Origin of the sequence: Sphingobium sp. UBA5915, from assembly GCF_002431195.1 — a bacterium.
Taxonomy (GTDB): Bacteria; Pseudomonadota; Alphaproteobacteria; order Sphingomonadales; family Sphingomonadaceae; genus Sphingobium; species Sphingobium soli.
This window is the reverse complement of sequence record NZ_DJDV01000046.1, coordinates 993-13066: the sequence shown is the minus strand read 5'-3', so window position 1 is coordinate 13066 and position 12074 is coordinate 993. Positions and strand designations below refer to the sequence as shown.

Below are 12074 nucleotides of genomic sequence, written 5' to 3'. Positions count from 1 at the left end.
CAAGTCCATAACAGCCTCTAGAAAACTAGGGGCTACTCAATACGGCAAGGCCGGCGGCATAAAGTCCGGCCGTGGTGGCAAGGCTTTCCTCGCAGGCATGCTCACTTGTGGTCATTGTGGCCGCCGCCTGTGTGTCGTTTATGTCGGCCGCCGCATCGGCTATCATATCTACCGCTGCGACCGCTCGAACGGATGTGGCAGTTATAGAGGAACTGCTGCGCGCCGTAGAGCCCTTGGCGATCGACGCGGCATTGGAGGCAGAGCGTATGCATCTCGAAGGCGAAGCGCAAAGGCGGCAGATGGTCGAGCTGGATTTGCAGCAAGCCCGTTACGAGGCCTCGCTTGCCGAGCGACGCTATGCCGCCTGCGACCCCGATAACCGGTTGATCGCCGCTCAACTGGAGAAAAGCTGGGAAGCGACGCTGCGCCGTGTCGAGGCCTGCGAGGCGCGGCTCAACGAACGACAAGTGCGCGAGGACGCCGCCATGCCTGATTTCGCCGGCCTGGCTCACGATCTCAAAGCGGCTTGGAATGCCCCAGACGTTGATATGCGGTTCCGGCATCGGCTGTTGCGAGCGCTGGTGAAGGATATCGTCGCCACCGTCGACAACGATGGGCAGGAAGTCGAGCTTACCATTCACTGGCAAGGCGGGCAGCATTCTCAGGTTCGCATCCGCAAGCCCAAGACCGGAGAACATACCAAGCGCACGCCCGAAGAAGCGATGGCGATCATCCGGTCGATGGCGGCGCGGTGGTCCGATGCCGATGTCGCCGCGACCCTTAACCGTATGGGCATGCGGACGGGTCAGGGCAAGACATGGACCGGGCATCGCGTCAGCTCGCTGCGCCGTGTCCATAAGATTGAAAGCTATCGTTCCGCCGGAACCACGGGTGGTGAATGGCTCACCATGTCGGAGGCGGCAGCCAAGTTCGGTGTCACAAACCACAAAATCCGCCGTGTCGTCGACGCTGGCTTGCTCCCGACCGAGCAGGTTATGCCCGGTTCACCGCATCAAATCCGCGCCGCGGACCTGGCAAAGCCCGAAATCCAAGCCGCGATCTCGCGAAAAGGCCCGTGTCGCACTCAAGACGAGAACCAACAATCCCTGTTTTCCGCCATTTGAAGAGGAGCAGCACAATGAATCAGGCATCAGTTTGCGACTGATATTCTAGGGGTGACTACACGAAAGTGACGCAACTGCACGGTAAGGGCGAACGGATAGCGAACGTCACGCGGCGAGCAAGGAGCTGACGGCGCGCAGCGGCCGCAAGGCATCCGGATCTGGGCGATCTTCGACATTCCAGCTATAGTCCCCTGTCAGCGAGATGTGCTCCCAGCCCAACGGTGCGATGTGGCGTGCGATCTCGTCGGGCGTACCGATGTCAGCCAACGCCATTTCGAGATAGCGGGTGTTCCACAGGATGATGGCGGCGACGAGCAGATTGAGGCCCGATGCCCGATAAGTCTGGTTCTCGAAGCGCCGATCACGCAGCTCGCCGAGTTGGTTGAAGAAGAGCGCGCGGGCGAGCGCATTGCGGGCTTCACCCTTATTGAGGCCCGCCTGGGTGCGCCGGCGCAGGTCAATGTCGCGCAGCCAGTCGAGCATGAAGATCGAGCGTTCGAGGCGGCCAAGCTCGCGCAACGCGAGGGCCAGTCCATTTTGTCGGGGATAGGCGGACAGCCGGCGGAGCATCGCCGAAGCGGTGACGGTGCCGGTGCGGATCGATGTGGCGAACCGCAGCAGTTCGTCCCAATGCGCGGCGACATGACCCAATGCGATCGGCTCGGCCGTCATGCCAGTGAGCAGCTGGCCAGATTCCTGGCCAGGCAGGAGGTGCAAGCGACGCTCCCTGATATCGCGGAGGCGCGGCGCGAAGCGGTAGCCGAAGAAAGGCATGAGGCCGAACACATGGTCCGATGCCCCGCCTGTATCGGTGTAGTGCTCCTCAATCGTCAGGCCGGTCTGATGATACAGCAAGCCATCCAGCACATAAGGCGCTTCGCCGGCAGTCGCCGCGATCACCCTGCTCGCGAAGGGATCATATCGATCCGAGACATGGGTGTAGAAGGCGACGCCCGGTTCGTTGCCGCTGCGTGCGTTGATGTCGCCGATCGCGGCCCCACGACCGCCAGCGTGAAATTGCTGTCCGTCGCTCGACGAAGTGGTGCCGTCTCCCCACAGCGCGGCGAGTGGCATGGCGCGATGGGCGTCGATCAGCCTTCCCAGCGCTTCGCCATAAGCGGCCTCGCTAATATGCCAGTCGTGAAGATGGGCGAGCTGACGCAGACTTGCGCCCCGGCAGGTTTCCGCCATCCGCGTGAGGCCGAGATTGATGCCGTCGGCGAGGATGACGGTAAGCAGGGCATTGCGATCGTCGGCTTCCCTACCCGAACGCCGGTGGATGAAGCATTCGCTGAACCCGGTCCAGGCATCGACCTCAAGCAGAAGATCGGTGATCTTCACGCGCGGCAGTCGATCATAGGCGGCGCGACGGGCAATCTCGGTGGCGGGCGGCGTTGCCGCCTTCAGCGGCGAGATGATGAGGCCGTTTTCGTCAAGCCTCACCTGGGGCAGCTCGCCCTGACGCGCGAGGATCGTCACCTGTTCGATCGCCGTGTCGAGCCTGGTGCGCCTTTCCTCGATATGGCGCTCGAAATCCGTTTCGATGGCTAGCGGCAAAGGCCCCTTCTCGTGAAGCGCCGCAAAGGTCGCCGGCGGGATGAGATAGCTGTCGAAATCGCGAAACTGCCGGCTTCCCGCGACCCAAATGTCTCCCGCTCGCAGCCGTTCACGTAGCTGCGACAGGGCGCATAGTTCATAGGCGGCACGATCGACGATGCCATCGCGCAGGACGAACGGCCGCCATGCGGACGGCACAAAGCGCAGCGGCACGCGATCAGGCAAGCGCCTTTTGCCGGTCTGGTAGAGCTCCGCGATGATGGCCAGCGCTGACAGGAGCCCCTGCACCGCACCGGCGCCGCGAAATTCAAAGGTGTTGAGAAAGGCACCGGCAAAGAGCTTCACAGTGCGATGCCGCTCGATCAATTCGGCCGTGCGATCGACGGTTTCCGGTCGCCCGAGCACTTCGGCCTGCTCGACGGCCACGGCGAAGCGCTGCCAGTCCAGCGCCTCGATCTGCGCCAGAAAATCCACGCCCTTGGTGCGCGCGTCGATGAGGAGCCGGCAAGATCCCGTGAGCGTCCGGAGATGGCCTTGCAGCTCGCGCACCGTCTTTAGGGCTTTGTCGCGAGTCCGGTTCTCGGCGCGGCGCGCCATGCTCCCCAACAGCTTGTCGAACATCGTCAGGGCCGCGTCGGTCAGGCTTTCCTCAAGGCGGATGCCGGTTGCCGCCAGTGTTGCATGTCTCCGTAGGGCATTGAGTTCGCCAAGGTGCTGGGGCGTGATGCGGCTGCCTTCGTCCGCCAGCCTGTCAAAAGTCAAAGCCGGGATCATGTCGGCACGGGCGCGATCGAGGCCCAGCGCGCGGACATAGGCGAGCCGTTCGATCAGGCGCAGGATGGTGCGCGCTGCCGGCGACTGTGGCGCATTGCGTAGCCAGGATAGCCATGTGGTGGCCTGCCCCGACCGTCGCGCCAGCAAATCGTCCAGGCCCTGTAGTGTGTCGGGCAGCAGGCCATTTGTGAGCACTTCATAGGTAAGCTGTTCAGCTTGCTGGCGAGCCCGTCGCAGTACCGCTTCGAGAATCGACGAAGAAGGCAGGAGGATCTGCCGACGGCGGAGTTCATCGACGATGACCCCTGCCATCTGGCCGGGATGGATGATGGTCTGCGCGATCGGGATCGAGAAGGCGACAACTTCACGGAAGGCGTCGCGGTCGAAGATCCTGAACCCGTGCGATCGTCGGATTTCAACGAGATGCTCGCGACGGGTCTGGTCCCGATGAGCATAGGCCGCAAAGGCTTCAGGCGCGATGTCGAGTTGCTGCGCTACATAGGCGAGCACAGGAGCGGGCGGGACTTCGCCCGCTTCCAGCGCACGGCCAGGCCATCTCATAGTGAGCAGGAGCATCGCGAAACCGAGCCGGGTGGCATCGCCGCGACGGCGGCCGACAATTTCCACGTCGTCGCTGGTCAGCGTATAGTGCCGCGCAATCTCGCGCTCATCGAGCGGCGCGCTATAATGCCCCGCCCAGATTTCCGGGCTCACCAGTCGCCGTCTCGCCACGCATCATCTCCTTCGCTTTGCGAGTCCGTCAGACGGTCCTCTGGCGGTCAGCATGAATATGTCCGTCAACTCTGGACCCGCGATGGCGATTCGGACAAGAATGCAAATTGATGGGAAAACGGACAGATTGGGACCGGTCGTGGCACTGATCGGCTATGCGCGGGTATCGACCGGCGATCAGAAGCTGGCGCTTCAGCATGACGCGCTGAATGTGGCCGGATGCGAGCGCATCTTCGACGACCATGCGTCCGGCGCCAAGACCGATCGGCCTGGCCTGGCCGAGGCGCTCGCCTATCTGCGTACCGGCGACACGCTGGTGGTCTGGAAACTCGATCGTCTTGGGCGCTCAATGAGCCATCTGATCGAGAAAGTCGGCGAGCTTGCGGCGCGCGGCATCGGATTCCGCTCGCTCACCGAAAACATCGACACTACCACTTCGGGCGGGATGCTGGTGTTCAACATCTTTGGCTCGCTTGCCCAATTCGAGCGAGATCTAATCCGGGAACGCACCCATGCTGGCCTCAAGGCCGCGCGCGATCGGGGTAACAAGGGTGGTCGCCGCCCTGTCGTCACCCCCGACAAGCTACGCAAGGCGCGGGCGCATATCGCAGCGGGCCTAACTGTTCGCGAAGCCGCCGCGCGCCTCAAGATCGGGAAGACAGCTCTCTACAAGGCACTGGAACAAAAAACGCCATGAACTTGGGAATTACCTGCATGCTGTCGGAACATCGAGCGTTGCTCCGCAAACTGCTATTGCCGCTACTCTGTGCCCTCAGCGGATGCGCCACGGTCCAAGATGGCGAGGCCGCAGATGCGCTAGAATATGCATGTGGAGACCTTGCCGTTGTCGGACGCATAGTGACGATTAGCTCAAAGGCCAGTCCCGGCTCCGATGGTCTGCCAAATTGGCGGAGCCAGTATAACCTTCAAGTACGGATCAAACGAGTGATCCAAGGTAAGGAAAACAGGCATATAGTTCCCGCATCAGCAATCGCTCATGCGCAGATACGCGATGATCGGGACTTTCTGGCTGTTCTTCGTCCCGATGGGGAAGGTGGCTACACCCTCATGACAGCCAACCTGTGGGCATATCGTCCGAAAATAAGCGGACCGTGTTCGTAGCGGAAATCTGCCCGCCACATGTGTTCGCTATCCGTTCGCCCTTAGCGTGCAGTTACGTCACTTTCGTGTAGTCACCCCTTCTATTCCCCACATTACAACGACGTCGTGGCGTTGGCCAGAAACGCACATCCGCTGAAGCTGGCAGGCTACGACGGATCGGCGGTTAATCCAGTTAGAGGCGTGCCTGAGAAGCGGGGAGCAGGCATTGCCTGTATGGACCCATTGACCGATACGTACACACGCCGGGCGACCATATGAGGATGCGAGGCAGCCTCGTCTGGATCAAGCACCGGTGCAAAACAAGTGTCGGTTCCCTCAAGCAAGCCCGACCATTCGTCGCGCGTTCGCTGCCGAAATAAGACTTCGAAACGCCGTCTGAGGTCTTGCCAGCTTTCGGGATCGTATCCGTTTGTGAAAGCCGGATCGTCGGCGAGGCCGAGCTTTTGTCTTAGCAGCGCGTAGAATTTTGGCTCGAGCGATCCCAGCGAGATGAAGCGGTCGTCCGCGCATCGGTACGTCGCATACCAGTGTGGACCGTCCAGAATGCTGCGGCCACGCTCGGTCACAAAATGCCCTGCGGCCCTCAAGCTGAGGAGCAGGTTCATCATGTGGGCGCTGCCATCGACAATGGCAGCATCCACGACCTGTCCTTTGCCCGTTTCTCGAGCGCTCAGAATCGCCGCGAGCAGGCCGACCGCCAAATAGAGCGCGCCGCCGCCGATGTCGCCGACGAGACCGGGCGGCGTGATTGGAGGGGAGCCGGGCTCACCAGCATACCAGAGTGCTCCGGAAAGTGCGATATAGTTGATGTCATGGCCTGCCGCCTGCGCGAGCGGCCCATGCTGTCCCCAACCGGTCATCCGGCCGAACACGAGCGCTGCATTGCGCTCGAAACAGATATCCGGTCCAAGGCCTAACCGCTCCATGACGCCTGGGCGCATTCCCTCGATCAATGCGTGACTCTGCTTGACAAGGTTCAGGACACCCTCGATCCCTTCCGGTTGTTTGAGATCGAGGGCCATAAATCGCTTGCCGCGATTGAGGATCGAATCACGACCCAGGTCAATCGTATCCGGATTGGGCACGACGCGATCGACAACCACGACGTCTGCTCCGAGATCGGCCAGCAGCATTCCGCAAAATGGCGCGGGGCCGATGCCTGCGATTTCGACGACTCTGACACCGGCAAGCGGACCATGATCCTTCATGCGCAATCCTCTCCCTGCAACCGGGCAATTATCGGGATAGTCGCATGCCCGATACGAAGCAGCCAATTCATTCGATCGCCTTACCATTCCAGGCGGGCATAGCGAGGCGATTCAGCTTGTATGAGCGACAGGAATACAGGTTGCTAACAATGAATTGGACCGTCGAGACGATCTATCCGACTATCGACATTGCAATCGGCGGTCACAGCCTGAATGGAGCACGAATTCGATGGCGAGGATCCAAGTGCGCGCACGCTGCGCGATCGAACCTGGCGCCGCCTCGTCAGCGGGGCGGAACTGATGGAACTGCGTACCCAGCTGCGCCGCGCCGCCTGCTACTTCGCACACCATGAGGCGCTTGCTCATGGCGATCGCCGGTTCAGCTTTGCCGAAGCGTGGTCGCGGGGCACCCGACTGGCGAACGCGTTGACTGAGGCGGGGCTGCAACCGGGTGACAAAGTCGCCACGCTGGAGAAGAACTCGATCGAGGCAGCCGACATCTTTCTCGCGGCGGCGATCGGTAACTTCGTTCGCGTACCGCTATACGCCCGAAATCGGCGCGAGTCGCATGCCCATATGATGCGTAACACCGGCTGCCGCCTAGCGCTCGTCGACGAGGCGCTGCTGCCAGAGGTCGTCGGCCTCGACATCCAACTGCCCAGCCTCGATCGCCTGATCGTGCGCGATGCGGGCTATGAGGGATGGCTCGCCCAAGCGTCGGAGAGCGATCCGAATCCAATGATCTCACCGGACGACATCTGCGTTATCCGCCACACCGGCGGCACGTCGGGTACGCCGAAGGGTGTCGCCTATACGCATCGGACATGGATGACCTGCTGCGCCGGCTTTCAGGCTGTGGGTCCGAAGCCCGAGCCGGGCGCGACGGTGCTTCACGTCGCACCGCTATCGCACGCATCCGGCTTCATGTTCTCTCCCTATTGGGCGATCGGCGGACGCAATATCATGGTGGAGGCGTTCGATCCTGAGAGCTTCCTTGACATGTTGGAGCGCGAGGGGGTCGGTTATGCCTTCGTTGCGCCGACCATGCTCAATGCGATCGTTCAACATGGCAATCCTCGCGGGCACGTTTTTTCACAGCTGAAATGTCTGCTGAGCGCCTCCGCGCCGGTATCCGAGGCAACGTTGCGTAAGTCGCGCGAAATCTTCGGCGACGAGATACTGCATACCGCCTACGGACAAACCGAGATCCTGCCCGTCACCTCGCTGGGGCCTAAGGAATGGTTCGGCCAGGTCGAAGGGTCGACGCCGCTCCAGTCGGTAGGCCGGGCTATGCCCTTCGTCGATCTCGAGATCCGCGATGCCGATGGCCGCGTGCTCGGGCCCGACGAACCGGGAGAGATCGTCGCCCGATTCGAAAACGGCCAAATGCAGGGTTTCTGGAATGATCCCGAGGAAACCGCGCAGCGTATGGTCGACGGCTGGGTCAAGACGGGGGACGTCGGTCGCATCGACGCCAACGGGTTCCTCTACCTGCTCGACCGCGCGAATGATCTGATCGTGTCGGGCGGATACAATATCTATCCGGCTGAAATCGAGAATGTGATCGCCGATCATCCGCAGGTGATCGCCGCCGCTGTGTTCGGCATCCCACACGAGAAATGGGGTGAGACGCCGCTCGCGCTGGTCGTCGTCGCGCCCGGCGTCGAACTTCTCGAACAGGATATCGTTGATCTGGTCAGCCGCCGGATCGGATCGTTCAAGAAGCCCAGCAAGGTGGTTTTCACCACCGATCCGCTGCCGCTCAGCAACGTTGGCAAGGTACTCCGATCAAAACTGCGCGAGCCTTATTGGTCAGGTCACATCAGCCGGATCTCGGGTGCGTGATCGCCGCCATTCCTAACCCAATCGTGGAGACCATCTTGGCGTTCGCAACCATCATCGTCGAGAAGCGTGGCCCGGCCTTCTGGGTTCACCTCAACCGGCCAGAAGCATTGAACAGCCTGACGCTCGATCTGGCAGATGAATTGCAGGCGGCTATAGCGGCGGCAGAGGCTGATCCCCACATTCGGGCGTTAATCTTTACAGGCGCGGGGCGTGCGTTTTGCGCTGGAGCCGATCTCGCGGCGCTAAATGCTCATGGCGGGTCGATCGCCGAGCCTTTGGCGCACTTCCTCGAAGAGCTAGGGAATACCTTCACACGTATCGAATCCTCCCGTCTCCCGGTTATCGCGGCGGTCAACGGACTGGCATTGGCCGGGGGGCTCGAACTTGTCTTGTGTTGCGATATCGTGGTCGCTGCTAACGTCGCGAAATTCGGCGATGCGCATGCCAACTACGGGCTTCTACCGGGCGGCGGTGGCTCGATCCGTCTGCCTCGCAAGATCGGACCGGCACGCGCCACGCGTCTGATGATGACAGGCGAGTTCGTCTCTGCCGCGGAGATGGAGCGCGCAGGGCTGGTGAGCCAGATCGTGCCAGAGGAGGCACTGATCGAAACGACACAGGCGCTAGCAGAGATTCTCGCTACCAAGAGCCCGCTCGGCCTGGCGCGGATGAAGGAGCTTGGCGCAGTCGCCGGCGACGCTACGCTCGAGGACGGCCTGCGCCGGGAGTTGGAGATCATGGCCGCTTACGCTTTCTCGCATGACCTCCGCGAGGGGCTCACGGCGTTCGCGGAGAAACGCAAGCCGGAGTTTACAGGCCAATGAGCGACATCTTCATCACCGGCGTCGGCATGACGCAATTCGGCAAACAGCTCGACAGGAGCCTCAAGGACCTGTCGGCCGACGCCTCGATACAGGCATTCGCCGACGCCGGTTGCGGGCCTAGCGATATCGAAGCGGTGTTCTTCGGTAACTGCGTGCAAGGCCACATGGAAGGCCAGGACATGATCCGAGGCGAGCTGATCGCGCGGGCGATCGGCATCGAGGGTGTGCCCGTCGTCAATGTCGAGAATGCCTGCGCGACTGCCTCCACTGCGGTGCATATGGCGAGCGTCTACGTCCGCTCGGGTACGGCCGATATCGTGCTCGCGCTCGGCGCCGAGAAGATGTGTTCGCCCGACAAGGCGTTGATGTTCAGTGCCTTCGATGGAGCATGGGACGTGCACGAAACGGCACGGAACCGGGACATATTGTTGGCGATGGGAGAAGGCATCGCGGTGCCTGAAGGATCGGCGTCGACCCAGCCCTACAGCGTGTTCATGGACATCTATGCGGCGATGTCGCGCGCCCACATGAAGACCTATGGTTCGACGCAAGAACAGATCGCGGCGGTATCGGCGAAGAACCATGTCCACTCCGTCAACAACCCGCTGGCGCAGTATCGCGTGCCCTATACCGTCGATGCGGTGCTGGCGGCGGCGCCGATTGTATTTCCTCTAACTCTGCCGATGTGTTCGCCGATCAGTGATGGCGCTGCCGCTGCGGTGATCTGTAACGCCGCCGGACTGCGCAAGCTCGGCGCGGCCCGCGACCGGAGCATCCGCATTCTTGCCTCGGTGCTGCAGACCAGTTCCGAACGGAGCCCTTACGACTATGACCGGCACGTCACCCGACTGGCGGCAACACGTGCTTATGCGACGGCTGGCGTCGATCCGGCGGATGTCGACGTAGCCGAGGTGCACGATGCCACGGCAATGGGCGAAATCATCGAAATCGAGGCGCTCGGCCTCGTGCCGCCCGGTGAGGGCGGGCTTGCGGCAGAGCGCGGCGACACCGTCATCGGAGGTCGCATCCCGGTTAACACCTCGGGAGGCCTCGAATGCAAGGGTCATCCGATCGGGGCAACCGGGCTGGGACAGATTTATGAGCTGGTCGCGCAGCTGCGCGGCGAGGCAAACGGCCGCCAAGTCGACGGCGCGCGTATCGCCGTCGCGCAGAATGGCGGCGGCGTGTTGGGCGTAGAGGAGGCTGTCGTCGCGGTCACCATCCTTGGCCGCTAATGGAGCGTATCGCATGCAATTCCTACCCAATGACGAGCAACGGATGGCGGTCGAGAGTGTCCGCCGCTTCCTCGACGACAAGCTCGAGCCTGAGATTCGAGCGCATGGCGATGGATTTATTGCTCGTCCTTTGATGCAGAAGTGGACCGGCGAGCTGACCGCTTTTGGTCATATCACCGCGCCTCATGGCGAGGAGTGGGGAGGTCTCGACATGGGCTGGCTGACCCATCTCCTGATCTTCGAAGAGATCGTCTATTCGTCGCTCGACGTCGCCATTCCCGGTTTCATCAACGCGGTCGGCGCGGAGCTCATCCGGCGAAGCGCCTCGCAGGGCATCCAACAGCGTTATCTGCCGGGCCTCGTCGCCGGCGAGTTGTTCGTCTCGATGGGTATTTCCGAACCCGATGTCGGTTCTGATGTGGCGGCGGTGAGGACACGCGCGGTGCGCGACGGCGATCATTGGGTCATCAACGGCGAGAAGACCTGGATAACCAACGGTGCCTATTCTGATTTGCTGGTCTGCACATGCCGCACCGGCGAGAACCAAATCAGCCACATCCTGATCGATCGCGCCGAAAGCCCGTACGAGGTGCGCGATATCGAGAAGATGGCGCTGAACGGCCAGTCGACCGCACAGATATTTCTCTCCGATTGCCGCGTGCCGGTGGACAACATGCTGGGCCAACCCGGCGACGGCCTGCGCAACACGTTGAAGGTCTTCGAGATCGCGCGCTGCCACATGGCGATGTGGAGTATCGGCATCGCGCGTCGCGCGCTGGACGAGGCGATCGCCTATGCCAAAGAGCGATCGCAGCATGGCCGCAAGATTGCGGGTCACCAACTCATCGCTGATAAGTTGGCTAACATGGCGACACAAATCGACGCCGCACGGCTGCTGACGCACCGGGCAATTGCGCTGGTCGATGCCGGGGTGCGCGCGGAGACCGAGTGCGCGATGGCTAAATGGTTCGCGACCGAGATGGCGATCGGCGTGACACGAGACGCGCTCCAGATTCACGGCGGCAACGGTGTCACGCGCGAGTTTATCGTCGAACGGCTGGTGCGCGAGGCGATTATCTGCCCGATTCCCGACGGCACGACCGAAATCCAAAAACTTATCATATCGCGCGCGCTAACCGGCGTGGGCGCATTTCGCTAAAAGGGGGCCCAATGACGGACGGACTTCGCTACGACGGGAGGGTCGTGATCGTCACGGGTGCCGGCGGGGGGCTAGGGCGCCAACACGCGCTGATGTTCGGCGCGCGCGGCGCGCGGGTGGTCGTCAACGATCTGGGCGGCGGCCGCACGGGCGACGGCAGTTCCTCCGCAGCAGCCGATCGGGTCGTGGAGGAAATCCGATCCATCGGCGGCGAGGCGGTCGCGAATTACGACTCCGTCACGGACGGCGCGCGAATCGTCGAAACAGCTCTGGAGGTATTCGGCACGGTGGACGTCGTGGTCAACAATGCCGGCATTCTGCGAGACGTCAGCTTCCACAAGATGACGGACCAGGACTGGACGTTGCTGCAGAACATTCACCTGAACGGCACATGTGCCGTCACCCAGGCGGCATGGCCCGTTCTGCGCGACAAAGGCTATGGCCGCGTCATCATGACGACCTCAGCGGCCGGTATCTATGGCAATTTCGGCCAG

At 61.9% G+C, this 12074-nt stretch carries 9 protein-coding genes; 7 read left to right on the top strand and 2 right to left on the bottom strand.

The window, feature by feature from the left end:
* The first annotated feature begins 194 nt into the window (after positions 1-194).
* Positions 195-1124: a recombinase family protein gene (locus tag B2V90_RS06545; RefSeq protein ID WP_228222991.1), complete on the top strand. Its 930-nt coding sequence runs from the start codon at positions 195-197 to the stop codon at positions 1122-1124.
* Between the two features lie 105 nt (positions 1125-1229).
* Here B2V90_RS06545 and B2V90_RS06540 read toward each other — a convergent pair whose 3' ends face one another.
* A complete protein-coding gene (locus tag B2V90_RS06540) occupies positions 1230-4187 on the bottom strand; it encodes a Tn3 family transposase (protein WP_039859054.1) in 2958 nt (985 codons plus the stop codon).
* Between the two features lie 139 nt (positions 4188-4326).
* On the opposite strand from B2V90_RS06540, the gene B2V90_RS06535 reads away from it, so the two are divergent.
* Positions 4327-4884, top strand: a complete 558-nt coding sequence (locus B2V90_RS06535; protein ID WP_031290454.1) for a recombinase family protein — start codon at positions 4327-4329, stop codon at positions 4882-4884.
* 571 nt (positions 4885-5455) lie between these two features.
* Here B2V90_RS06535 and B2V90_RS06530 read toward each other — a convergent pair.
* Complete coding sequence (locus tag B2V90_RS06530) at positions 5456-6517, bottom strand: CaiB/BaiF CoA transferase family protein (protein ID WP_228222990.1); 1062 nt, start codon at positions 6515-6517, stop codon at positions 5456-5458.
* A gap of 213 nt (positions 6518-6730) precedes the next feature.
* Between B2V90_RS06530 and B2V90_RS06525 the strand changes: the two genes are divergently transcribed.
* From B2V90_RS06525 to B2V90_RS06505, 5 genes are all read left to right on the top strand, one after another.
* Positions 6731-8362 (top strand): class I adenylate-forming enzyme family protein, encoded by a 1632-nt coding sequence (locus B2V90_RS06525; protein ID WP_228222989.1) that lies wholly within the window; start codon positions 6731-6733, stop codon positions 8360-8362.
* Positions 8359-9186, top strand: a complete 828-nt coding sequence (locus B2V90_RS06520; protein ID WP_228222988.1) for an enoyl-CoA hydratase/isomerase family protein — start codon at positions 8359-8361, stop codon at positions 9184-9186. Before B2V90_RS06525 ends, B2V90_RS06520 begins: the two co-directional genes overlap by 4 nt.
* A complete protein-coding gene (locus B2V90_RS06515; protein ID WP_228222987.1) occupies positions 9183-10421 on the top strand; it encodes a thiolase family protein in 1239 nt (412 codons plus the stop codon). The genes B2V90_RS06520 and B2V90_RS06515 overlap by 4 nt, the downstream gene beginning before the upstream one ends.
* A 13-nt stretch (positions 10422-10434) precedes the next feature.
* On the top strand, positions 10435-11580 hold the full coding sequence (locus tag B2V90_RS06510) for an acyl-CoA dehydrogenase family protein (RefSeq protein ID WP_228222986.1): 1146 nt from the start codon (positions 10435-10437) through the stop codon (positions 11578-11580).
* 11 nt (positions 11581-11591) lie between these two features.
* Positions 11592-12074, top strand: a 483-nt coding sequence (locus B2V90_RS06505) for an SDR family NAD(P)-dependent oxidoreductase (protein ID WP_293920451.1), incomplete at its 3' end; no start/stop codon positions are given.